The organism is Bacillus sp. D48C (genome assembly GCF_053345735.1).
Map to the genome: position 1 here is coordinate 214,608 of NZ_JBKFAQ010000002.1, position 24,526 is coordinate 239,133.

Sequence of the window (24,526 nt, forward strand, 5' to 3'; positions counted from 1 at the left end):
GTTCTCCTCCTTATTTAAACAGCTGCATGAGCTGCAATATTTGATAAAATCGTTTGAAGCTTTTGATCTTCGTTAACAGTTAATCCTAGTCTTGGATAGCGAGAAGGTCCTCCCGCTTGCCCATGTAATTCCATGGAACGTTTAACGATTTGAACATATTTCCCTGACCCTTCAAGAAACTCGCAAAGTGGTAAAATAGCATCGTTTATTTCCCATGCTTTTTCTAATTCACCATTTTGAAAATGCTCATACATTTTTGTAACGAGACCAGGAACGATATTTCCTGCTACTGAAACCCATCCCGAGGCACCAACTAAATATGATTCCATAACTAAATCTTCAGAACCACAGAAGACTTGGAAAGCCCCTTCACTTTGTCTTACTAAATCTCTTGCTTTTCGAATATCTCCGCTAGATTCTTTAATATGTGTAACATTTTCACACTCTTTTCCAATACGGAGCATTAGCTCTGTACTCATATCAACACCAGAAGTAAATGGATTATTGTATAACATAATTGGTATATTTACAGAGTTTGAGATTTCTTTAAAATGAAAATAGATCTCCTCTTCCTTCGGTTTACAATAGTAAGAGTTTATAATTAATGCACAATCCGCTCCGTGCGCTTCTGCATGTTTCGTATATTCAATTGTTTCTTTCGTGGTTTCCGCAGCAGTTCCAACAATGACTGGAATACGGCCATCAATTTCTTTCAAAACGGTTTCTACCATTTTAAATCGCTCTTCTTTTGATAAACTTACAAACTCTCCTGTACTTCCATTAATGATGATGCCTGCAACCTTTTGTTCGATAAAGTAATTTACATTTTGTTTTACCCCATCCCAATTAATTTCCTGAAATTCATCCATCGGTGTTATTAATACTGGAAATGCCCCTTTAATTTTTTGCATATTTATCTCTCCTTATCACATTTTATTTTAATAAGAACCCTGCCGGAAATGGATCCGTAGGGTCTAATAGAAACGTCTGCATTCCTGTAATAAATCCTCTACTTTCAAAACGGAAAATGTACCCTAGCTCCTCCTTCTTCACTTTTTCCACAGTTATAAAACTATTAAATATACTTTCATTTTTAAAAGGTTTATCCGCCATATAATCATTTTTAAATAACGCATGAACATAGGAAACGATAGTAGAAACAAAACCTGGCGAACGTACGATAAAGTTATCTTCATGAAATGTAATCGACTTTATATGGTTCTTTTCTTTTTGCGAAGGATCTACTAAAATAAGCCTTTTTATTAGCGACTGTTTTTGTATAACCTGCAGTGTAGCTTCTCCCCATCTTTTCAATTCTGGAATGTTTTCAACACGAATTTCTGGCGAATACGCACCTTTTTCTACAACTGCATATACTTTATCTGCTTGTATGAGAGAATAACTTACATTACCAACCTGTAAATTTTCCTCAATCAAATAGCAAAGTTTGCTTTCAAACGAAACAGATACAACTTCATCATTCTCTACATACGCATGAACTAAAAATATTCCAGATAACGTTTCAATTTTGTATTGATTGGACTCTCTCTTTTTTAAATACCCACTTTCGAGTAACATCGTTATTACCGCAACAATGCCCCCATAATGAAGCGGAATCGAACCTTCATGATTAAAAAATAATACAGCTGCATCCACTTCATTATGGATAGATGGAACGACAATACACCCATTCAAACCGATAAAACCACGTGGTTCATTTAATAAAAGCTTCCTCTCTTCTGCTAATTCACCTGAAAATTGTTCATTTAATTGCTCCAAACTGTAGTAGTATTTGCATGGTACGTCTTTCATTACACGAAATGCCTCGCCATTTACATGTACGTCTACTGCTGTATACATTTTTTGAATGTTCATTTTATATCCTCCGTTTCATGTTCCATCGGCGGAATTAGCAAAAATCCTTCTTTGAGTGGATCCATTTCATTGTAAAAAAATTTATGCATACCCATAAGCCAAGCTGATCCCGTAATTTTCGTTATGACAGCTTCAATATTTTCAACATGTGTCGTATTCACGACATATCCTTTAAATAAAGAACCAACGATACTCTCATGAATGAACTCTTCACCAATTTTGATTTCTTTTTGAGCGTATAATACAGCTAGCTTCGCAGATGTTCCTGTACCGCATGGGGATCGATCTATTCCGCCTGGTGGTACAACAACTGTATTTTTCACATTCGCACATCCATGAGTAGCATCTGTATAAAATTCAACATGTGTTAATCCTCTAATAAACGAATACTCTGGATGAATGATTTCAAACTTCTCATTAATTGTGTTTCTTATATGAATCGCCTTATCGATGATTGTAGATGCATTTTCTGGTACTAATTCTAGGCCTACTGAATTCGCATCAATAATGGCATAAAAATTCCCTCCATACGCAATATCAGCCTCTACAGTTCCAATGTCTTTGACGTGTACAGTAATATTTTTCAATAAAAAAGCTGGTATGTTACAGAAAGATACCTCTTTTGCTTTTCCATCTTGAACAGCAATATCTACTTCCACTAAGCCAGCCGGGGTATCTAGTTTTAAAGAAGTAATCGGTTCAACTACTGGAATTAAACCTGATTCAACTAACGCTGTACATACACCGATTGTATCGTGACCGCACATCGGTAAGTATCCACCTGTCTCTATGTATATAACACCTATATCAGCCTCAGGATGACACGGGTCTGTTAATAATGCCCCTGACATTACATCATGACCACGCGGTTCATTCATTAACAATTTTCGAATCCAATCATATTCCTTTTTCATATGTAACATCTTCTCTGCCATCGTCTCTCCAATCAACTTTGGAAGTCCGCTAATTAATGTCCTCGTTGGATTCCCGCCCGTATGTGTATCAATAGTCGTAAAGACTCTTTGTGACCTCATCCGTTTAACACCCTTTCTGTAAAACGACTCAAACGAAGTGGTTCAATAGGAATAATTGTCTCTTTTTCATTTAATAACTCTTCAATTACTTTCCCAGTAACTGCTGCAAGACTAATCCCATCCCCTTCATGTCCAGCGGCAATGAAATAATTCGGAATATGTTCCACTCGTGAAATAATCGGCAAATGATCTTCTGTCCACGGACGTAAACCAGCGTAAGAACGAATTACCATCATATCTGCCATTTTCGGATAAAAGCGAGTCGCTCTATTTGCGATACATTTAATGACTTCATTGTTTATTCTCGTATGAAACCCTACAAATTCACGACTACTTCCAATTAAGAAATTTTGACTTTCAGTAGGCTCAAATACGAGCGCAACCCCGTATTTTTCAGTTAAAGCATCTACTTTTCTTTTTCCGCCAAATTTAGAAATTAAATAACCGAATTCCATTACTTTACGGCATCCTACATGTTGTTGCCTTGATGCTACCATAATATGCCCTTTTCTCGGTTCAATTGGTATATTTACATTTAACATCTGACCAATCTTAGGAGCCCACACACCGGCTGCATTTACAACTTGTTTTGCTGTAAAAGTACCATTCGTAGTTTCTACAACAAATGAACCATTCGTCTCTATTTTCATACTCTTTACTTCGGTCTGCTTAAAGGCTTTTGCGCCAAACTTTTGTGCCTCTGACAGAAGCGAGAAAGCAAGGAGATATGGATTCACAGTTGAATCCGTCGCACATTCTAAACCGCCTAATAAATCATCAGCAAAAAAAGGCGACTCTTCTCTTATATCTTGCCTATCAAGCATTCGAAACGGTAATCCAGCTTCTTTTTGCCGATCTACCCATTGCTGCGCAGCTTCCATCTCTTCGTCTGACTCACATACGAGAATACTTCCTGGTGCCCTATATTCAAATGAATGCTCTAATTTTTCACTTAAATCAGTTACTAATTTTTGACTTACTAAAGACATTTGACTATCAAACCCTGGGTCTTTATCAATGGCCAAAATATTCCCATCACACCGTGAAGACGTCCCGCTGACAAATTCTCCTTTTTCAATGATTGTTACGTCTCTTCCGTATTTTGAAGTGTAATAAGCGATAGAACACCCTATTATTCCACCACCTATAATTAAAACGTCGCAGTGCCTCACAATATACTCCTCCTTTCCCTAAACCTCTCACTTTCTTTTATGCAATTGACGTGCCAATTCTGCACATATACAATTTCCATAAACAATATTTTTATTTGTAAAAATAATTCAAATTTATAGTAAATAGGTGTATTATTTTTTTATCACTGTCAAATTTTTTATACATAACGGGAGGATATTATGGCATTTTCATTTCCGACTATACAAGAGTTTTTGGAAAGTATTTTAATCGATCATACATGTAGCCTTAATCACATTAAGCAAGTAAACGGAAGGTTTTATTATCTCCCTTCTACTACAGAAGAATATAATTGCGCCATTATTTATGTAGATGACTCATTCACTGCATTAATTGACGCTTTTTCTTATGAATTAGCTGTTATCATCCTTAACGAAAACGATGAGCCGATATTCTGTATAACCTCTCAGCAAATGATTCCATTTCTTTATAAGTCCTACAATGAACTACAGTCATTTTATAACACCGTAATACAAACAACTGACTCTTCTGTTACAGTCATTGATAGTAAAGAATGCGTTCGAACTTGGACAGATGGTGCTGAAAAAATATTTTCAGTCAACCATAATGAGATTATTGGGCAACCGATTACTCGTTTTTTTGATTATAAAGACTTGGAAATTTTACAATCTTTACATGATGGAAAAAATATAGTCGCTCAGTTCCATCAGCCTCGTCCCGATTTATTCGTATTAATTAATTCAAATCCAGTTTATTGTAATGATGAAATTATAGGAGCAGTCGTTTCAGAAACAGATGTTACAAATCAAGTCGCTTTAAATGAAAAACTATTTAATATGTCACATGAAATGCACCGTTTAGAACAAGAAGTGGCAAAGTATAAAGATGAATCCGATCCATTCCTTGCGATGAATGGGAAAAGTCCTGTTATACAAAGAACGATACAATTAGCTAGAAAAGTTTGTTCGGTGAAATCAACTGTTTTAATACTTGGGGAAAGCGGAGTTGGAAAAGAAGTATTTGCGAAAGCAATTCATGAAGCAAGTGAAGCAGCGAAGGCGCCTTTCATTTCGATTAACTGCGGGGCAATTCCAGAAGCTTTATTTGAAAGTGAATTATTCGGTTACGAGCGTGGGGCCTTTTCTGGAGCGAATAGTAAAGGGAAAAAAGGTAAAATCGAACTCGCACAAGGCGGTACTTTATTCCTCGATGAGATTGGCGAAATGCCGCTCGATATGCAAGTAAAACTGTTACGTGTACTACAAGAACGAAAGTATTACCGAGTTGGCGGAGAAAAAGAAATTAATATTGATTTCCGCATTATCGCTGCTACAAATCGGGATTTACAAGAAGAAATGAGAAAAGGAACTTTCCGAGAAGATTTATATTATCGTTTAAATGTAGTTAGCCTGCATATTCCACCGCTGCGTGAAAGACGAGAGGATATTATCGAACTCACATACTCATTCTTAAACGATTTTTCGATCAACTATAACCGACCAATTCGTGACCTACCTTCAAGCATTATGTATGAACTGCTTCATTACAATTGGCCAGGTAATATTCGCGAACTTCGAAACGTTGTTGAACGGCTTGTGGTATTCGCAACAGACGGAATTATAAAACAAGAATATTTACCATTTCATACGACTGAAACTTTAGACAACCATACAGCTCATTCCCTATTACTCAGCAACAATAATACAATCCTTTCTTTACAAGAAGAGATGGATGAGCATGAGAAAAAAGTTATTGAAAGGGCTTTACGAATTTTAAATGGGAATAAATTAGAATGCGCAAAACAACTTGGCGTAACAAGGGCTACTTTATATAACCGTTTAAAGAAACTCGGACTTCAATAAAGAATCAGTATGCACCAATCAGGCGTTTATAGGTAGCCCTCTCCCCTCTATATTGGCATGATTTTTGCATATATAATTTGTGCAAACCGAACTAGAGGAGGAATACATATGACAAATAAAAACAACTTAATCGTTTGTCGTTGTGAAGAGGTTACATATGGACAACTTCAATCGACAATTGCTGAATATAACTGCTCGGCAAGAGAATTAAAACTAAGAACACGTGCTGGCATGGGATTTTGCGGTGGTCGCACATGCAGAATAATGATAGATCGAATGATAGAAAATGCGAATCCTGACGTAACTCTTAATGAACTACCGTTAAAATATCAACCACCAATACGTGCAGTTACTTTTGGATCGGTAGGTGAAAGTAAATGAATAGAATTACACATCACCCTATTTTAGGTACTTTACAAAGTAGTGAGCGTATTACTTTTCAATTTAACGGTCATCAATACGAAGCATATGAACATGAAACGATAGCTGCTGCCCTGTTAGCAAATGAAATACGGACATTAAGAGTTCATGAAGATAGCGGGACACCGCGAGGTATTTATTGTAATATCGGGCACTGTTCCGAATGCCGCGTGACAGTAAATAATCAAACAAATGTACGCGCATGCTTAACTGTTGTAGAAGAAAACATGGTTGTTGAAAGCGGGAAACAGCATCCGAATATCGTGAGAGAGATGGTGAAAAAACGATGAGTGATGTAATTATCATTGGTGCAGGACCAGCGGGATTATCTGCTTCTATCTCTTGTTCTCGTTTCGGACTAAAAGTGCTCGTTATTGATGAATTTATGAAGCCGGGCGGGAGATTGTTAGGACAGTTGCATCAAGAGCCTACTGGAGAATGGTGGAACGGAATAGAAGAATCGAAGCGACTTCATGAAGAAGCAGAATCACTTTCAGTACATATCAGGTGCGGTGTTTCGGTCTATAATTTAGATAAAGATGAAAACAATTGGTTTGTACATACTAATATCGGTACGTTAGAAGCACCGTTCGTACTACTTGCTACTGGTGCTGCGGAATATTCTATTCCCCTTCCAGGCTGGACACTTCCAGGAGTGATGTCAATTGGAGCAGCTCAAGTTATGACAAATGTTCATCGCGTGCAAGTTGGAAAAAAAGGAATCATTATTGGTGCTAACATTTTGTCTTTCGCCATTTTAAGTGAATTGCAATTAGCGGGAATTAAAGTAGATCATATTGTACTCCCTGAAAAAAGCGAGTTAAGTCAAAAAGCTGGTGAACCTGAAGAAGTTTTAAACTCTCTTTTAAATGCAGCACATCTCGCTCCTTCTGTTATTTTACGAATAGGTAGCCACTTTATGAAATATGATTGGATTCGAAAAGCTGGATTAACATTCTATCCAAACAGCGGAATGAAAATAAACGGAACGCCACTTCACCTTCGGAAAGCAGCTCTTGAAATTATCGGAACAGATCAAGTTGAAGGTGTACGTATTGCTAATATTGACTCTAAAGGAAATGTTATTAATGGATCAGAGAAAATATATGAAGCAGATTTTGTTTGTATTGCCGGGGGATTATACCCACTTGCCGAACTTGCAGCTGTAGCTGGTTGTCCCTTCCATTACATTTCAGAATTAGGCGGACACGTTCCTCTCCATTCCGAAACAATGGAAACCCCTCTTCCAGGTTTATTTGTAGCTGGCAATATTACAGGCATTGAAAGCGGAAAAATTGCGATGGCGCAAGGAACTGTTGCAGGTCTATCAATTGCTAAATATGCAAGTAAAAAACGTGATATAGTCGACCAACAATTATATCACGCCATTCAAAACGTTCACTTTGTTCGTCAGAAAGCTGCAATTCAGTTTAATCCGATGGTAGATATCGGTAGACGAAAGATGAATGAAATTTGGCGTGATTATTCTTCTACATATGCACATACTAAAAAGAGCTGCTGAGATTATTCTCAACAGCTCTTTTCTCTACTCATCCGAGTTATTAAATTTCGCTAATGCGTAAATACCTTCTTCATCATCTAATTCAAGCTGTAATCTCGCTGCGAATGAATTGACATTATATTCTCTGTCAAGCAATAAGCGTAATGCTTCGATTAAGTTTGCTTGAATTAAAATTTGCTGGCGACCATTTACCTCTACTTCCGCAGAGAAACCGTAGTCATCGTCATACATGAGTTCAACTAACACTTCTTCTGGACCCACTTGTCTTTTTTCAGCTATATATACGCAAAGCGCATTTATTAATTCTTGTTCAGAAATTTTTATTGTTTCCATGCTACTTCATCTGCCTTCTTTTTACGTTGGTCTTTGAAGTATTTAAATGCACGAACTGCTAACATTACGATACCAGCCATTACTAACATATTTACCATAAACGCTAATACAGAACCAAGAGCTCCCATATTTGCAAATAAGCTACCCATTAGTAAACCACCAAGACCACCTAGTAATAAACCTTTCATAAAGCTTCCTTTATTACTTTTTGGTGCTGTATTTGTTGCTTTCGTTTTTGAATCTGGAGTCGTTTTTTGAGAATTTACATTTGAGTCTTTTTTGTTTAAATCAACTTTTGACTTTTGACCTGAACTTGGTGTAAATGATTTTTTACCAGATTTGTAACTTTTCGCTGCCGCATGATCTACGAACATAAAGCTGCTAGCCCCAAAGATAACCATAAATGCTGTCATTACTGCTACAAGTTTTTTCAACATATTATATCCATTCTCCTTTTATATAGATATATGTGAAATCTATCTTTCTAGTAAATTCAGAATGATAGATTTGTTTTTAAGAACATTTTAAAGGTTCTTATGAACTTATTATATGAACTTTTGTCGAAATATGCAAGTATTATTTACTTCCGACAGTTTGGTGACAAAGGAAAATTTAAGCAAAACAGAATTGACTTTAAATGAAACAAAACATATTATAAGTTCATAAGAACTTTTTATTATTTTGGAGGTGAAAAGATGGAAACATTTCATCTCACACGAAACGAAATGGCTACCCTTCTTCTATCACTAAGAGGATGGAATACGAAAAAGCCTCTCGGTATTTTACAAGAAGCTTGGGCAAAGTCACATAAAAAAGATATTGAAAGCGGACAAAGCGTTACAGCTTTTATTACTACCGCACTTTCACCTATTTTTGAAAAGCTGATTAAAATTGACGATACTGATGTCGGTTTTTCTTTAAATGAAATAGTTGCGCTTGGCAATCAGATTGAAAACACAAGTTTCTCTGTAACTGCTATGCAAAACTGGGTGAAACGAGATATAAAAGAAATGATTGGCTCTCCTCAAAAAGGGAAAAAATATTCAATTGAACAAGCAGCCTTACTATTTATTGTCGAAGATTTAAAAACAGCACTTGATTTTGAATCCATTCGTAAGCTATTACGCCTTATTGTAAATGACCCAGCCGATCGAAGTGATGATTTAATCAATCCTGTTCATTTATATGTAGCATACTCTTCTCTATTTGAAGAACTCAATCAAGGGAATTGCTTACAATTAAATGCAACAGATACCGTTCATACAATTGAAAACATTGTAAAAGAAAAAGCTGATAAAATCGCAAGCAAGTTCGATCAAATTAATAACGAACAACGCGAAGCAATTCGTAACGCTATTATCATTGCGACCCTTTCTGTACATACCGCTTATGTACAAATGTTAGCAAAGCGTTACGTAACAGCAACGTTATTTTTACAGAACTTAGATGTGAAGCCTTAAAAAATAGGAGCAGAAATGCTTCTATTTTTTTATAACGGAAACAAGCAACCATCTGTTCCAAATATACAACAAATGCTTGCTTGATTTATTTAAATTTAAGTTTCATTTCATATAAAGCCGTAGTATTACGCATATCTACAAGTAGTGTCATTTAAGGTTCCATATATCCCTCTAACCCTCATTACATTCAGAATTAACTGTTTTTTTAATGTGCTATTTTCTCATTCTTAATTCTATGCATATCATACACTTTCACTTCATTCTCTATATATGATTTTACTTTTTTAAATTCAGCTTTCTCATAACAACGAATTGCCCTTTTGTTGTCTTCCCTTACCTGTAATACAACTGCTTGTATATCGGAATCTAAAAACGATTTACTTATGAAATACTTTGTAATTTCTGTTCCAAGTCCTTTTGAATATAAATTCGAAACGCCAATAAGAATAGAGTATTCCATCACATAGGTATCATCATATTTCGTCTTTTTTAATCCGACTCTTCCTATTACTTCATCTCTCACTATTATTACATGATAACTTGCATAAGACCGCGCTAATTTTTTAGTCCAATACTCCCGAAGTTCTTCTATTGTATATCGCTTAAATGGTTTCACATCTGCTATGTTATGTAATTCTTCGTCGTTATACCATTCTAATATAATTGGTAAATCATCCAATTATAGAAGACGTTCTTTCCAGTTCACATTTCCACCCCATCTATTTTATGTTTTCAAACCAATTTAAAAAGAATATGCATATTCTTTTTTAGGTAATCTCACTATCTGTTGAATAAAAGGGGATTTTTCTATAATATCCTCTAACTGCCCCTCACTATAGACGTAAATACCACCTACATATGAACTGTACGCCTTTTTCTCAGTTATTACTGCTAAAGTGCTATTTTCCTTTTTAAAATCACCCTCTAGTCCTTTTTCAAAAGATAAACTTTTGGCTTCTGAAAAATAAAGCTGAATTAACGTCGCTAATTGTACGTCCTTTGATTTTGCAAAGTACTTTATTTCATTTAAAATGATTTCATCTTGTAACGGAAGAAAGTCCTCTACTTCTAACTTCTCTCCGTTATGAAAGAAGTTTTGAAGTTCAGGAGTATAGAACGAAAGATTTTTCTCCTCTATCATTTTAAAAATTGTTTGCAGCAATATGTCTTTTCCTATCACAAACGGGTGGCCAAATCCATTATTGTAAAGCCCTTCTTTCATTTTCATTAATTGTTCAATGAAGGGGATTCCCGATTCTTCAATAACAAGTTTACCGTCAATTAAACGCATGTTAGCAATCAATTCTTCTATCTGTAAACCTTCTAATTCAAGCGATGAGTAATATATATCTCTATTCCAAAAATCTAATTGATCCATTCCTAATGAATTAAATAAGAGCTCATCTATAATTGGAAAAACTCCATCTTCTGTTAAAGCTTTCGTTACATCATCTAATAATCTAGGTGTTTGATTTAAAATCGTACGTATTTCTTCGTCCTCTTGAATGATTCGTACCGTCCACTCACCATGATCTTCACCCGATATTTGCTGAAAACAATGTGAATATGGCCCATGTCCAACATCGTGTAGAAGGGCTACAGTAGATACTAGCTTTCGTTCATATTTCGATAAATGTATGTCACGAATCTCAGTAAGATGTTCTATCACTTTATTTACTAGCACATATACACCTATCGAATGTTCTTCTCTTGTATGTATTGCGTTCTCATGTAAAAAATAAGTATGTCCTTGTTGTTTAATATGCGTCAACCTTTGAAATGCTTTTGTATCTATCAATCGAAGGATATCTCTATCACGAATAGAGATTGGTCCATAAATCGGATCTGTAATATACATACGTTCTCCTCCTATTTTTGTAAATGAAAGACCTATACCATTATACTTAATTTTCAGTCTATTATCATTGATATATGAGAAATTCTTAATAATCTTTTCATTAACCCTTCATAAAAACGCGGCTTATATCCTTTACTATAATACTTATGAGAGACATAAAAGAATTGAAATAGCAATCCCCTATGTAAATAAGGTATAATCTACATATAGTGAACCTTTTATGTGATTAAATAAAAGGTTCTTATACTCAAAAATTCATAAACTAGAAGGTGCAACAATGTTAAGTAGTTTTATTCATTCAGTATTAACGTTTTTTGAAGGATTAGGTTATTGGGGCATTATGCTTGGACTTATGATTGAAATTATCCCAAGTGAAATTGTCCTTGCTTATGCAGGATACTTAGTATTCAATGGAAGTATCTCATTTATAGGCGCTGTTGTATTCGGTACAATTGGCGGTGTTATTGCTCAAATCTTTATTTATTGGCTTGGACGATACGGCGGACGCCCTATATTAGAACGTTACGGAAAATATATTTTCATACATAAAAAACAAATAGATGCTGCAGAAGATTGGTTTAATCGTTACGGAACTGGCGTCATTTTTACAGCACGCTTCATTCCAGTAGTGCGTCATGCGATTTCAATTCCTGCTGGTATTACAAAAATGCCTTTACTACGTTTCACTACATTAACAGCACTCGCAATCATCCCTTGGTCAATCATTTTCATTTATTTAGGTGAAAAACTAGGTGAAAATTGGGAGAATATAAATGATATTGCTGGTCCGTATGTGAAATCATTCGCAATTGGTGGCGTCGTACTTATACTTTTATACTTCGTTATAAAAAAATGGACAAAAAAGCGTAAAAATCTCGCTTAAGAATATAATAAAAACCGCTATAAATTCATTCGGAATTATAGCGGTTTTTTATTTATATATGAATTAATCTTCAGGAATTATATAACACCTTTCCATCTACATTTACATGGATAAGCAACCATTTGATCATTTCTTTCGTATATTATCTCAAAAAGGAGTGATTCCCCTATGCATTGGCAGCAAAAAATACCATACTTAATCGGACGCCCTATCGGTATTTCCTTCATAAATGGGCAAGGAACTTCCGGCGTATTATGTTCAGCGCATGATGGTCAATTATATGTGTATGAATACCTTTATCAAGCTCAGTTCGCAATGAAACATTATGATTATAGACAGGTTCAAGATATACATGCATTCCCAAATTGTCCTCACCAAAATCCTCTATACTAAAAAAATCGGAACGGCTCATAGCCATTCCGATTTCTATACTTTATTTCTCAGAATAAAATTTCTGCACTGCTTCATCAAAATAAATCCAACCTTTCCAGCCCAAATGAATCGTATCTTTTAAGAAATACTTATCATATTCATGGCCAGAGAAATCAACTACTGGATATCCTGCTTTCTCAACCTGTTCTCGAACTTTTTTATAATACACTTCACGGCGTTCTTTCGGGAATCCAGTATAATCATACCAAGGCCCATTTACAGGTACAGAAATAAAGAGCGGTTTGACATTTTTCTCTTTAAATAAATCTAAAATAATTTGTAAATCATTATATTCTGGTGATTCATCATATGTTTCATTTGCTCTAAAGTTTTTTAAACCTTTAAGTTTTTTCTTCAGATTATTCTTATGATAATACGGATTTTCAATTCCAAATGTATTTGTAGTAGACTCAGCTTTCCCTTCTTGTTCTGCGTGTTTACGTGCGTCTTCCCAAGAAATTGAACGAAGTCCGCTATTTGTTTTCTCTTTCATCGGTTCGATTTTAAATAAAGAGTTAAATAAATCTCTATGATCTAAAATATTTCGATGCATATAAGCAAGTGGTTTAACTAAACCTGCTTTTATGTTATGTTTCGTATCATTATATACAATACCTTCTAATGAATTTTTTAATATATCATCTTCTTGAACAACTTTATAATCTAATAGCCGTTTCGCGATTTGCTTCTTCATTTCTGGATTTATCTCATCATTAAAAATAAAATGATATGCTTGTTGTTTGGAGAAATTATTAGTGAAATCCCCTTGTGATACACCAGTCTTTGTAAACCATTGTGGTGAAAGAACAAAGACTACTTTTTTACCTTCTAATTCATCCATAGTAGATGTCATATTTAAAATATGAGCTAAACTTTGTGTACCGCCAGTTCCAATTAAAAACGGTGTAAAACCAGCTGGATTTACTTTGAAATAATTAGACGGATGATATGCATCCATTCGTAAAAATTCTGATGAACCGTACATCGGTAAATACTGTGAATTATCTAACATTTTTTGCTGTAAGAAAACACTTTGTAATTTCTCTTTTTGTAAAGAAGTAGCCGCATCTTCTACCTTCTTATCACTAATAAGCGATACTAAACTTTTCGATGGGATTAGAATGATAATGAAAAAAAGCACACACGCTAAAATTATAGGACCAAAAGCATGCTTCATTTTCATCTTCTGTCCCTCTTTCTATCGTTATTAACTTGTAACCCTTGTCTTTGACACGCCATCTTTTCTCTCCTTTTTCTCTATACATGATGTTCCATTCTATTTGTCTATTATATACATGTATGTATTTCCTTCCTTGTTCTATTAAATCCTATAGAAATAGCGCAAGAAAATGTTTCCATAGAAACACGTTAATTATACAAGATTCTACATAAATTTCACACTGGAATTTTAGTAATAATTTTATTTTTAAGTCGTAAAAAAACATATGAAATGTCTATATTTCATTAGGAACTGTACAAAAAAACAGACTATCACATACGTGAAGTCTGTTTCCCCATTCTTTTATTTTTGTACATCTGCCCATTTTAAACTTGTAGCTGGACCAAATTGATGTACATATAAATCTTTCACATATGGTTTTTGTAAGTAAGATAATCCGCGCTGGAATACCGGTGCAATTACTGCATCATCAAGTAGCATTTTTTCAGCATCCTGCATTGCTTTCCAGCGAGCCTTTTCATCATTACCTAATTCTGTTTTAATCTTCTTAATTAACGCATCATATTCTGGGTTTGCATATTCTGTATTATTAACACTACTTCCAGAAAGGAATACTTCTAAGTAAGTCATTGGATCTGGATAATCCGGTAACCAGCGTGATAACGACATTTCATATTCTTTCTTCTTCTCTAGTGCTAATTTTTGCGTATGTGGTTGCAATTTCACATTCACTTTTAAACCTGGTAAATTTTTCTCAAGCTGCTCTTTAATGTACTCTCCAACTTTTTTAAAGTTTTCTAAGTCATAATTTAATAGTTCTAACGTCACTTCATCTGTACCTGTTTCTTGCTTTGCCTTTTCCCAATATTCTTTCGCTTTTTTTACATCAGTTTTATTAAACTCACCTGCCGTACTTCTAAAATCTTTTTTATCTGGTCCCTTTAAAAATCCTTTTGGTACGTAATAGTTTGCAGCAACCGAACCATCATTTAAAAATGAATCCGCAAGTCCTTTCTTATCAAAAACTGTACTTAGCGCAAGACGTGCATTTTTATTTTTAAGAATCGGTACATTTTCATTAAATCGGAAGAAGTACATAACTGGATCTGTATATTGTTTTAGCTCTTTATTATTTTTATATTTATCCACGAATTCTGTAGAAATAACAGCTCTATCAACTTTATCTGTTTCATATAAATTTACCGCAGTTGAAATTTCTTTTACAATTTGATAGTTTACTTCATCTAACTTCACTTCTTTTTTATCCCAATACTTATCGTTTTTCTTCATTGTAAAGCTAGCTTCATGCTTCCACTCTGATAATGTAAATGGTCCATTATATACCGCTTTATTTGCTTCTAATCCGTATTTATCACCTTGCTCTTTCGCATATTTTTCGTTAATTGGATAGAAGGATGGTAAAATTAATAATTTCGTAAAATACGGTACAGGATGTTCTAGCTCTACGACGAACGTTTTATCATCCTTCGCTTTTACTCCTAATTCATCTAGACCTAGTTGTTTTTTATTTATCTTCTCAGCGTTTTTCACATCGTACGCAATGTATGCATATTGAGAAGCGGTATCTGGATTAATCAATTGCTTCCAAGCGTATACGTAATCATGAGCGGTTACTGGATCTCCGTTTGACCATTTCGCATCACGCAAATGAAATGTATATGTCTTTCCATCTTTACTCACTTCATATTTTTGTGCGCCTGCCTCAATTACTTCATCATTTTTCGATAGACGGAATAGTCCTTCCATTACGTTATTCAAAACGTTAAACGAGATTGCATCTGTGACTTTCACTGAGTTTAACGACGGAATTTCACCCGTTTCTAGTAACTGTAATACTTTCTTTTCATCTTTCGGCTTTGTTGTAGTTTTTTCTTTTGCGCAGCCAACTAAAAATGAAGAAACTAATAGAGTACTAACTAATGAGTAACGAACAACTTTTTTCATTTAAAAACCCCCTCTATTTTTAAGGTAAGTAACGACGAGCACCAGCGTATTCTTCTATATATCCTGGTGTATTTAGTGGTATAATCTCTACCGACCTTTCAGCTCTTGGTGAGTGAATCATATTGCCATCACCAATATACATTGCAACGTGATGGACACTACCTTTCCCTTGATCATGTGCAAAGAAAATTAAATCTCCCTTTTGTAAGTTTTCTTTATCAACTGCAACCCCTGCTCTTGATTGCGGTCCAGAATCTCGCGGAATTGTAATGCCGTGCGATTTATAGATCGTATGCGTGAAGCCAGAGCAATCAAATCCAAAACCACTTGTACCAGCCCATATATACGGTAAACCTAAAAACATTTTCCCTGTGTTAATTAAATCATCAGCGGTCGGTTTTGGAATATCAGTTTGAGAGCGGTAAACTGTTCCATCATTTTTTCGTAGCCATGCTTTCTGACCATCTGGCAACAATACACGGTATGAAATTGTGTCTTCACTTAATAGCGGCAGTCTTGTATTATAACTGACTTCAAGTGATTTATGTTTTTCAGAAGGATTTATATATAAAATCGCTGTTGGCTTTGTTATTAACACAAAAGGTTCATTTGTTTTATCTGCAAATTCTTGATTATATGTTAATTGCTTTTCAGGCATCCAGCCCGGATAACCTTCTTCATTTCGTGGCGTTGGCTGTCCATGCACTAATACCTTCACCCACTCGCCTTTCTTATCAATAACAGTTACTTCTTGACCGAGTAACGCTTGTGTTTCTAATTTATTTGCATTTGTTAACCATAGTTTCTCGTCAAGTGTCATTGATTTCGTCCATTTCCATAGATCCACTGGATTTGTTGCACTCGGTGTATCGATTGGCCTTAATGCATCAGGTGCTGTCCATAACGTTGCAGCAGATACATCTATAAATGCTTTATTATCCTTCTTTTCTTCAGCATTTGCCGATGTAAACGATGAAAATATAAATAAAGTTGTTAAAAATGCAGTTCCTACTTTTTTCATATATATCCCCCTAAAAAAAATAGTTTACTAGTCTCTTCTCCTAAGACTTACTATTCACTGTCGATTGAAGGTTTACCTTTGATCCAGAATAAGTCATTCCTTCCGGCTCTTCCATTAACCAAAGCGGTGCATCAAGATCAAAATAATGAATATTAGGATGCGCTGCCGCTAAATGCGCAACAGCACTAACGGAAAGTGAAGATTCCATCATGCTTCCCACCATACACTTCACACCAGCTGTTTCTGCGATATCTGCAATACGCCATGCTTCACGTATGCCACCACATTTCATTAATTTAATATTAATTAAGTCTGCATATCTTCCTTGAACGAGCTTTAATGCATCACTTGCTGAAAATATACTTTCATCGGCCATAATTGGCGTTTGCACACGATCTTTGACGTACTTTAACCCATCCCAATCTTTCGCGTGTACTGGTTGTTCAATAAATTCTATATTTAAATTACGATTTTCCATCCCTTGAATGATAGAGACCGCTTCTTTTGGACTCCAACCTTGATTCGCATCTAAACGTAATGTCGTATTTCTTGGTACCACATTTCGAATTGCCTCAATACGTTCCAAATCTAAATGCGCCTCTTTACCCACTTTAATCTTTAATGTTTGAAATCCTTTTTCTATATGTTTCTTCGCTTCTTTTGCCATTAATACAGGCTCATCCACACTCACTGTAATATCCGTATAAATTTCTTTCTTCCCGCCTAACAATGCATATAACGGCACCTTTTGATATTGGCAATATACATCATATAAAGCGATATCTACCGCTGCTTTCGCACTTGAATTTCTAATACAACTCATTTGAATGCGCTGTAGTAACTGCTGAAACTGAATGATATCTTGACCAATTAAACATGAACGCATCGGTCCTAAAATCGCTTCTACTATTCCACTGGTGAAATCACCCGTAATAACTGGCGTTGCGGCTGCAGCTCCCTTACCAATCACTCCTTCATCTGTATGAATATAAACATCTATACTTTCAATTTCTGTTACAGTACGAAGCGCGGTTTTAAACGGTGTATGAAGTTTTACACGTCTACGATTTACTTTTACATCTGTAATTTTCATTTTGTTCATCCTTTCGTTCTCCAATGAAGTGAAATTTTAATCCACCGGAGATTTATACCCACAGATTATTAAGTAAACCTATTGGGCATTTACTCTCCTATCTCTCTACTTTGTTTCCGTTTACTTTTGATGTAGGATGATAATGTGAAATAAAAAAATCCAGCCATAAGAATGATTCTTACGGCTGGATTTTGTCTATGATTGAGTAGACAAAGCAGCAATCTGATTATATTTTTTCTGTGCATCTTTTAGCGCTACAAGTAACGCTTTTTGAGAAGAGCCGAAATATCGGTTCTTTACTTCCATTACTAACGCCGGGTCATTTATATTTTTATGTAGAAATAAATATTTAACAAATTGAGATGTTAATGCAATTGTCGCTGAGCAGTCTGCATCTACAATTTCCCCTGTATCCTTAACAAGTACAAATGCTACGAAATAGCTTTTAAACTTTTCAGTAATGGGATTATTTTGAGGTGCTTTCGCATCCCCTACGATATAAATTGTATTTGAAGCGTACACAGCTATCTTCCTTTCGTATACGAGGATAACGGGTTTCTTAATAGTCGTATGAGCGAGGAACTCAACGTTGATTAAAAAATATATCCGCTTACCTTGTATTATAATATAATTGACAGAATTTTAACAACATTTATTTTAGTGCATATTCCATATCTATGAAAATAGCTTAAACTCTTCATTTTTACAATATGTGATTATTCCTTGTACCATTACATTCATACATAAAAAAAACAGTTAGCGACGGCTAACTATTTTTTTCATTACTTGGGCATCACAAATATAGTTTCATTTGACTTAGAAAATTGATACTCTTTTCTCGCAAACTTCAAAATTTCTTCCTCATCGTCTGTTAAATTTTCTATGTTAGTCTTTAAAGAATCTTTATCTTTCTTTAAAGATACTAATTGTTCCTTTTGATCCGTAATCGTACCTTTCTTCTTATCAATTACTTCTTGTTGTTTCGTTAAAATATATTGAACGTACAGAGTAGTTGCTGCAATAAAAAGGACCATTAAAATAAGTCGCCTTAACTTCTTTTTATTTATCCTACGCTTGTCACTAGGTTGTGATAACTGCTCTGGTATATTAGGAACATTTACTCGTTTGAGTTTCCTCATTCAAATCCCCCTAACCCATATTTTTCACTACCATCGGCACGTTTTCTTACTAAACTAAATTCTATTCTTATAAAATAAACTCCTTCACAAAAATATCCCATAAATTAACCAATTAAAGATAGCATTCGACGACATTTCCATATTTACACCGATTTTTTTTATACATGCTGCTATAAAATAGTAGTTTCTGTAATTCTTTTTCTACTATTGTAGAAGAGTTTTTTCACACACAAAATTCCTTCCCTACATATCCATGTTATAACATGCTTACAAGGAGGGGAAATATGCATTACCGCACATTAGGTAACACTGGAATAACTGTTTCTGAAATAGGTTTTGGGGCATGGGCAATCGGTGGTGATGAATGGGGACCTGTTAACGATAAACAATCTATAACTGCTATAAAAAAAGCCATTGAGTGTGGTGTGAATTTTATTGATACTGCGGATGTGTATGGTTTAGGACATAGTGAAAAGTTGGTGGCTACCGCGATTAAAGGACATCGTAATGATATTATACTATCAACGAAAGGTGGTTTAATCGGACATCACTACGACACTAATGGCGTTCCTGTATATGATACTCCTGAAAAAATCATCGCCGTATTTGAAACAAGTTTACAACGTCTTCAAACAGATTATATTGATCTTTATTTTTGTCATATTTGGTGGCATAATCGTAGAGAAACAGAAGCATTTCTACGTGCATTTGACATATTAAAACGTGATGGCAAAGTAAGAGCAGTCGGTGTTTCGACTCATGATTTACAATACATTCATCATTTCAATAACAACAACGAAATTGATATCGTACAACTTGATTACAATATATTAAATCGAAAACCAGAAAAAGATATATTACCATTCTTACAAGAGAAAAATCTAGGGGCTGTTATTCGTGGTCCATTAAAAATGGGCATTTTAACTGGAAAATTTACAAATAAAACAATTTTTCCAGATGGAGATTTACGCAAAGATTGGCCAAATGAAACTTGGTTTCAAGAAGACTTACAAACCGTAGAGAAACTTCGGTTGCTCTCAAAAAAAAATCAGACCCTAGGGCAACTTGCACTTCGCTATGTACTCTCTCATCCGGCAGTAAGTGTTGTAATTCCTGGTGCGAAGTCAGGAACGCAAGCACAAGAAAATGCAAATGCATCTGTTCGCCCTATTTTGAGTGATGAAGAGCTTAACTATATTCATTCAATATAAAAAGCCCAATCCGGGCTTTTTAATTTGGCAAACTAATATCATACTCCATTCGCTTCGCTGTGTCCTCCGCAACATGCACACCTAACAAGTTTTTCACAATATGAAATGCCATATTAATTCCAGCTGAAATTCCGGCAGATGTTATAATATGTCCTTCATCTACAAACTTTACATTTTCTATAACTTCAACATTTTGAAACTCATTTTTAAACTTTTCAATACTAGCCCAATGTGTTGTTGCTTTTAACCCTTCCAGTAAACCTGCTTTCGCCAGTAATAACGCTCCTGTACAAACTGAAGTCATCAGCTTTACTTCTTTCATTTGTTGGCGAATCCATTTTATTACTATTTCATTTTTTATTTCATATTCTCTAGCACCTAGCCCACCCGGAATTATTAAAATATCCACTGGTGGTAAATTTTCAATACTATAATCTGGCTGTACCTTCAATCCGTTCCTTGCTGTAATCATTTCCCCATTCTCGCTAACGGTATAAACAGTAAATGGTTTTTCTTCATTCACCTCAGTTACAGAAAAAACTTCAAATGGCCCTGCAAAGTCTAACACTTCTACTTCATTAAATAAAAATATACCAACACTCCATTTATTCATCATAAGTTCACTTCCTGTTTCAAATGATGTAATAGATGATCATATCCTTTTTCTAATGCAATATCATACGCTGTTTTCCCATCATTTTTCTTTATCATCTTATTAGCTCCATTTTTAAGGAGTAACATAATTATTTCTTCATTTCCTAATAATGCCGCTTCGTGAAGTCCTGTCCAGCCATCACTTTGCATAATATTTACATCTGATCCTTTTTCAATTAAGAAAGCAACAAGTTCACTTTGCTTGTTCGCGATTGCTGCTTGCAAAGGCGTATTTTCATTTTCGTTTTTCGCTCTACTATGTATATCTGCACCGCTTTCTAAAAGAAAACTCGCTATTTCTTTTTGTCCAAAATAAGCTGCTAAATGAAGTGGTGTCCAGCCATCTTCACTACATTCGTTAACAATACTTGGACTCGCCTTTATAAACTTCACTACTTTTCCCTTATGACCACTTATAACAGCTTGTGCTATTGATTGTAAATGCTCCATAATAATCTCCCATCCTTCAAACTATTTAAGCATCTCCTTCTACATGTTCTATTAATTATTACATTTTCCTTTTAAAACCTTAAGTTTACATAATAATATTATATATCCCTTTTTGTGCTTAATGCTGAATAGCAATAATGTTAAAAATACTGCCTTTAAACAATGAAGACCATGATTTCATTAGAGTTACTGAAAAAGCAAGCAAAAAACTATACACATAGTTTTCATCATATTTGTTCAGTTGCATGAAATAAAACAGGTAATGTTTATTCTGCTATTCATGCTTTCAACATATCAAATAATATTATTCCAATAAAAAAACAATCCATTTTTAAAATGGATTGTTTTTTTATTTCTGTTTTATGCGGTTTATTTTTTTGTATTTTCAATGAAGAAATAATTACGTTTACAAAAATGAAACGCCACTATCTTCGTCCCTCTTATAGTGAGTTTTTCGTTTGAAAACAAAAAACTTTTTTCACCTTACGTTTGAAAAAACATATGTAAAATTCTCTAAAACAGCTGCCTTATCATACTAATCTATAGCAATTCTGTCTTCTTCCCTTACCTGTTTCCTTTAACACATACGATTTTAAAACAAGCACCGTTAATGAATCTGTTAATGTTTTATATGATAAATTTGATAATGCCAATAGATCGTTCGTATATAACATTCTATGCTTCTCTAATAATAATAGCACTAATCGTTCAGACGGTTTTAATGCCTCATCACTTTCTAGTATAAAGTCTATATTTTTCATTTCTCTAATTATTACTCCTTATATAAAAAAATACTTTAGGTGCTAATTTAATATAAAAATAATACACAACAAAATTTGAAATATATTAAAATAACATTACTTTAGGACACTATTATACTATAACATATAAAAAGCATTTGCCGAAATAGGAAATGCTTTTTATATTGCTTATATAATTCTTCAAAAACCACATTTAAAAACGGTTAGTCATTCTCTAAATATGAATGACTAACCGTTTTCCAGCTTCTTCTCAATTAACATGTTTTACCTTAAATATTTATTGCAATATGCGGCTTACTGTAATGACTTGTTCCACCGCCACCTACTACTACTTTACCGCCTTTTTCAAAAATTAATAATTTACTTGAACCATCTGCAAGAAGCACTATTACTTCAGCATTATTACTTGTTGCTACATAAATTACATAACCACTCTTTGATATACAAGTTTCCCAATTCGCATCAAATTCTGATCTTACTACACGATTTGAATACACTTGATTTTCAATTCTATCTTGTTCTACGTTTTCCAAATTTATTCTCTCCTCTTCCCTGTATAGTTATATATATTAAAATAGCGACCGATTTTAACATAAATAGTATATGTAATTAGTAGGAGAATGCTTAGACAATGGAAATGAAATAGACTTTAAAAATTTTACAATTGAAACTTCTCTTTAATCATTTCCGCTACTTCTTTTGCACTCAAATACGTGTTATTAATTTTTATATACTCTTCTTTTTCAATTTCACCATGAAGAGAGTTTAATCTATGCTTTTTCATCGTCTCTTTCAAATTATTTTGAGACCACTCAATATCTCTTTTTTTCGGTTTATGTTCTAATCTATTCGGACTTTTATTCCGTTCTAATCTTTCATCTAATTCCGCTTCCAGCTCTATAAAATACACTGTCCCACCTTTTGATTCAAAAATACTTTCTACATAATGTATATAATCCCAATCCGATTGGAGGTCAAATGCCCATATATACGTAAAAATCATTCCAGATAAATCACTTTTAGATACTTCTTCAAATATTTCATTACGAAATAAACTTACTAGCCTTTTTGCTTCTGTCGTACTGTAATCAAAAATTGGACTTACTAAATCAATTGTCATGTGGTTATGAAAAAGTTTTAAACCGGTTAATGTTGCTAATTCTTGACCCACTGTCATTTTCCCAACTGCTTGTGGGCCAAATATTAATATAAGTTTCATTTATTTCCCTCCGATCTTTCTCTATAAACAATTACATAAAATTAAAAATAAGGCAGCCGATTTTTAATCGATTGCCTTATTTTTTTATTCATAGTATTAGTTCTATTCTTTTCGCACAGCTTCAAAAGTAAACATTTGATTTGAATTTGACGGTTCGTTTTTATAAGCATATTCAGCAGAGCAAGTAATATTAGAGAAACCTATACTTTCTAACAGAAGTTTAAACTCTTCTATTCCATACCAACGTACCGCAAAGCGTTGTAGTTCTGTTTGTACTAACTGTCCTTTACTCCACTTTTCATATTTCAAATATGATACAGTAACTTGGTTCAGCCAATCTATTTCAATTGATTTATTTTCTAATGTGATTCCGTCTCCGCTCGGCAAAGAAAAAGTCGATGTATGAATTTCCCCAGTCTTCCAGTCATACGGAAGCATAATATCTACGATTAATCGTCCGCCTGGATTAAGATGTTCATAAAAATATTTCAATGCGTTTATAGAATCGACACGATTTTCAATTAAACAAAAAGATCCAGTAGGAATGATAATTGCCTCATATTTATGCGGAAGTGATAATTGTTGCAAGCTTCCTTCATATAAATTAGGATGTAAGCCTCTCTCTTTACAGCGCTTACGGCAAGAATCTAGCATTTCAGGTGAATAATCTATCCCATCTACTGTAAAACCAGCCTCTAGAAGTGGAATGATGACACGCCCTGAACCTACTGCAGCTTCGAGGATTCTTCCTCTACAATCTTTTAAACGTTCTTTGTAATACTCAATATCACCATTCAAAGAATAACCGACTGGTTTTGTGTAATCATACAGTTCCGTACAAAGTGTACTATAAAAACTAAACATTTATTTTCTCCTCCGTTTTTACGTACGGAAGATTTCAATTCAACTAATCTTCCTGTACCTCGAATTTTAATGAGATTTTGAAAGAGCTGACTGTCATAATATATCACTCACTTTCCATAGAATATAATGATATTGTAT

The 24,526-nt window shown here is 34.4% G+C and carries 28 protein-coding genes; 8 read left to right on the forward strand and 20 right to left on the reverse strand.

The annotated features are described in order from the left end of the window. Positions 1–14: 14 nt before the first annotated feature. From dapA to ACLBXA_RS06205, 4 genes are read right to left on the reverse strand one after another with little or no spacing between them, the layout of a single operon-like run. Complete coding sequence (gene dapA, locus ACLBXA_RS06190) at positions 15–911, reverse strand: 4-hydroxy-tetrahydrodipicolinate synthase (RefSeq protein WP_001169450.1); 897 nt, start codon at positions 909–911, stop codon at positions 15–17. A gap of 22 nt (positions 912–933) precedes the next feature. Further along, entirely contained in the window at positions 934–1,875 is a 942-nt protein-coding gene (locus ACLBXA_RS06195) for a proline racemase family protein (protein WP_001025577.1), read from the reverse strand. Beyond that, entirely contained in the window at positions 1,872–2,909 is a 1,038-nt protein-coding gene (locus tag ACLBXA_RS06200) for a proline racemase family protein (protein WP_447617143.1), read from the reverse strand. Before ACLBXA_RS06200 ends, ACLBXA_RS06195 begins: the two co-directional genes overlap by 4 nt. After that, positions 2,906–4,081, reverse strand: a complete 1,176-nt coding sequence (locus tag ACLBXA_RS06205; protein ID WP_447617144.1) for an NAD(P)/FAD-dependent oxidoreductase — start codon at positions 4,079–4,081, stop codon at positions 2,906–2,908. Before ACLBXA_RS06205 ends, ACLBXA_RS06200 begins: the two co-directional genes overlap by 4 nt. Before the next feature lie 180 nt (positions 4,082–4,261). Between ACLBXA_RS06205 and ACLBXA_RS06210 the strand changes: the two genes are divergently transcribed. From ACLBXA_RS06210 to ACLBXA_RS06225, 4 genes are all read left to right on the forward strand, one after another. Then, entirely contained in the window at positions 4,262–5,923 is a 1,662-nt protein-coding gene (locus tag ACLBXA_RS06210; RefSeq protein WP_081143711.1) for a sigma-54 interaction domain-containing protein, read from the forward strand. A gap of 108 nt (positions 5,924–6,031) precedes the next feature. Next, the gene (locus ACLBXA_RS06215) at positions 6,032–6,304 is read left to right on the forward strand and encodes a (2Fe-2S)-binding protein (protein WP_000182619.1); all 273 of its coding nucleotides are present in this window, start codon (positions 6,032–6,034) and stop codon (positions 6,302–6,304) included. Then, on the forward strand, positions 6,301–6,633 hold the full coding sequence (locus ACLBXA_RS06220) for a (2Fe-2S)-binding protein (protein ID WP_001080019.1): 333 nt from the start codon (positions 6,301–6,303) through the stop codon (positions 6,631–6,633). The genes ACLBXA_RS06215 and ACLBXA_RS06220 overlap by 4 nt, the downstream gene beginning before the upstream one ends. Beyond that, positions 6,630–7,865 carry an NAD(P)/FAD-dependent oxidoreductase gene (locus ACLBXA_RS06225; RefSeq protein WP_332277415.1) on the forward strand — a complete coding sequence of 412 codons (1,236 nt, stop codon included), beginning with the start codon at positions 6,630–6,632 and terminating at the stop codon, positions 7,863–7,865. Before ACLBXA_RS06220 ends, ACLBXA_RS06225 begins: the two co-directional genes overlap by 4 nt. A gap of 24 nt (positions 7,866–7,889) precedes the next feature. Here the strand turns inward: ACLBXA_RS06225 and ACLBXA_RS06230 are convergent, their stop codons facing one another. Beyond that, positions 7,890–8,198 carry a YxcD family protein gene (locus tag ACLBXA_RS06230; RefSeq protein ID WP_000447759.1) on the reverse strand — a complete coding sequence of 103 codons (309 nt, stop codon included), beginning with the start codon at positions 8,196–8,198 and terminating at the stop codon, positions 7,890–7,892. Next, positions 8,186–8,635 carry a hypothetical protein gene (locus tag ACLBXA_RS06235; RefSeq protein ID WP_000914478.1) on the reverse strand — a complete coding sequence of 150 codons (450 nt, stop codon included), beginning with the start codon at positions 8,633–8,635 and terminating at the stop codon, positions 8,186–8,188. The genes ACLBXA_RS06230 and ACLBXA_RS06235 overlap by 13 nt, the downstream gene beginning before the upstream one ends. Before the next feature lie 258 nt (positions 8,636–8,893). Between ACLBXA_RS06235 and ACLBXA_RS06240 the strand changes: the two genes are divergently transcribed. Further along, complete coding sequence (locus ACLBXA_RS06240; protein ID WP_000447231.1) at positions 8,894–9,658, forward strand: DUF1836 domain-containing protein; 765 nt, start codon at positions 8,894–8,896, stop codon at positions 9,656–9,658. A gap of 205 nt (positions 9,659–9,863) precedes the next feature. On the opposite strand, the gene ACLBXA_RS06245 is transcribed toward ACLBXA_RS06240, so the two are convergent. Both ACLBXA_RS06245 and ACLBXA_RS06250 read right to left on the reverse strand, forming a co-directional pair. Continuing rightward, the gene (locus ACLBXA_RS06245) at positions 9,864–10,337 is read right to left on the reverse strand and encodes a GNAT family N-acetyltransferase (protein WP_206776795.1); all 474 of its coding nucleotides are present in this window, start codon (positions 10,335–10,337) and stop codon (positions 9,864–9,866) included. A gap of 63 nt (positions 10,338–10,400) precedes the next feature. Then, the gene (locus ACLBXA_RS06250; RefSeq protein WP_017763259.1) at positions 10,401–11,516 is read right to left on the reverse strand and encodes an HD domain-containing protein; all 1,116 of its coding nucleotides are present in this window, start codon (positions 11,514–11,516) and stop codon (positions 10,401–10,403) included. 277 nt (positions 11,517–11,793) lie between these two features. Here ACLBXA_RS06250 and ACLBXA_RS06255 point away from each other — a divergent pair, with 277 nt between their 5' ends. Continuing rightward, positions 11,794–12,399: a DedA family protein gene (locus ACLBXA_RS06255; RefSeq protein WP_000952913.1), complete on the forward strand. Its 606-nt coding sequence runs from the start codon at positions 11,794–11,796 to the stop codon at positions 12,397–12,399. A gap of 168 nt (positions 12,400–12,567) precedes the next feature. Continuing rightward, a complete protein-coding gene (locus ACLBXA_RS06260) occupies positions 12,568–12,792 on the forward strand; it encodes a hypothetical protein (protein WP_000558692.1) in 225 nt (74 codons plus the stop codon). Between the two features lie 40 nt (positions 12,793–12,832). On the opposite strand, the gene dltD is transcribed toward ACLBXA_RS06260, so the two are convergent. The 6 genes from dltD to ACLBXA_RS06290 form a co-directional block, all read right to left on the reverse strand. Beyond that, positions 12,833–14,014: a D-alanyl-lipoteichoic acid biosynthesis protein DltD gene (gene dltD / locus ACLBXA_RS06265; protein ID WP_000782293.1), complete on the reverse strand. Its 1,182-nt coding sequence runs from the start codon at positions 14,012–14,014 to the stop codon at positions 12,833–12,835. Between the two features lie 339 nt (positions 14,015–14,353). Beyond that, complete coding sequence (locus ACLBXA_RS06270; RefSeq protein WP_000758265.1) at positions 14,354–15,976, reverse strand: peptide ABC transporter substrate-binding protein; 1,623 nt, start codon at positions 15,974–15,976, stop codon at positions 14,354–14,356. A gap of 19 nt (positions 15,977–15,995) precedes the next feature. Then, the gene (locus tag ACLBXA_RS06275) at positions 15,996–16,997 is read right to left on the reverse strand and encodes a C40 family peptidase (RefSeq protein WP_017763260.1); all 1,002 of its coding nucleotides are present in this window, start codon (positions 16,995–16,997) and stop codon (positions 15,996–15,998) included. Between the two features lie 40 nt (positions 16,998–17,037). Then, on the reverse strand, positions 17,038–18,099 hold the full coding sequence (locus ACLBXA_RS06280) for a dipeptide epimerase (RefSeq protein ID WP_017763261.1): 1,062 nt from the start codon (positions 18,097–18,099) through the stop codon (positions 17,038–17,040). Positions 18,100–18,285: 186 nt separating this feature from the next. Continuing rightward, positions 18,286–18,612 (reverse strand): DUF3870 domain-containing protein, encoded by a 327-nt coding sequence (locus tag ACLBXA_RS06285; RefSeq protein ID WP_000271314.1) that lies wholly within the window; start codon positions 18,610–18,612, stop codon positions 18,286–18,288. A 260-nt stretch (positions 18,613–18,872) separates the two neighbouring features. After that, entirely contained in the window at positions 18,873–19,229 is a 357-nt protein-coding gene (locus ACLBXA_RS06290) for an FtsB family cell division protein (protein WP_001228728.1), read from the reverse strand. A 284-nt stretch (positions 19,230–19,513) separates the two neighbouring features. On the opposite strand from ACLBXA_RS06290, the gene ACLBXA_RS06295 reads away from it, so the two are divergent. Further along, positions 19,514–20,440, forward strand: a complete 927-nt coding sequence (locus ACLBXA_RS06295) for an aldo/keto reductase (RefSeq protein ID WP_000559372.1) — start codon at positions 19,514–19,516, stop codon at positions 20,438–20,440. A 19-nt stretch (positions 20,441–20,459) separates the two neighbouring features. Here the strand turns inward: ACLBXA_RS06295 and ACLBXA_RS06300 are convergent, their stop codons facing one another. The 6 genes from ACLBXA_RS06300 to ACLBXA_RS06325 all read right to left on the reverse strand — a co-directional run bounded on the left by ACLBXA_RS06300 (position 20,460) and on the right by ACLBXA_RS06325 (position 24,388). After that, entirely contained in the window at positions 20,460–21,056 is a 597-nt protein-coding gene (locus ACLBXA_RS06300) for a DJ-1/PfpI family protein (RefSeq protein ID WP_017763273.1), read from the reverse strand. Then, positions 21,053–21,544, reverse strand: a complete 492-nt coding sequence (locus tag ACLBXA_RS06305) for an ankyrin repeat domain-containing protein (RefSeq protein WP_017763274.1) — start codon at positions 21,542–21,544, stop codon at positions 21,053–21,055. The genes ACLBXA_RS06300 and ACLBXA_RS06305 overlap by 4 nt, the downstream gene beginning before the upstream one ends. 530 nt (positions 21,545–22,074) lie before the next feature. Continuing rightward, a complete protein-coding gene (locus ACLBXA_RS06310; RefSeq protein WP_447617145.1) occupies positions 22,075–22,305 on the reverse strand; it encodes a hypothetical protein in 231 nt (76 codons plus the stop codon). A 269-nt stretch (positions 22,306–22,574) separates the two neighbouring features. Continuing rightward, complete coding sequence (locus ACLBXA_RS06315) at positions 22,575–22,838, reverse strand: hypothetical protein (protein WP_000432422.1); 264 nt, start codon at positions 22,836–22,838, stop codon at positions 22,575–22,577. Between the two features lie 125 nt (positions 22,839–22,963). Beyond that, a complete protein-coding gene (locus tag ACLBXA_RS06320) occupies positions 22,964–23,524 on the reverse strand; it encodes an AAA family ATPase (protein WP_000767068.1) in 561 nt (186 codons plus the stop codon). Between the two features lie 102 nt (positions 23,525–23,626). Then, a complete protein-coding gene (locus ACLBXA_RS06325) occupies positions 23,627–24,388 on the reverse strand; it encodes a class I SAM-dependent methyltransferase (RefSeq protein ID WP_081143713.1) in 762 nt (253 codons plus the stop codon). Between the last annotated feature and the right edge of the window lie 138 nt (positions 24,389–24,526).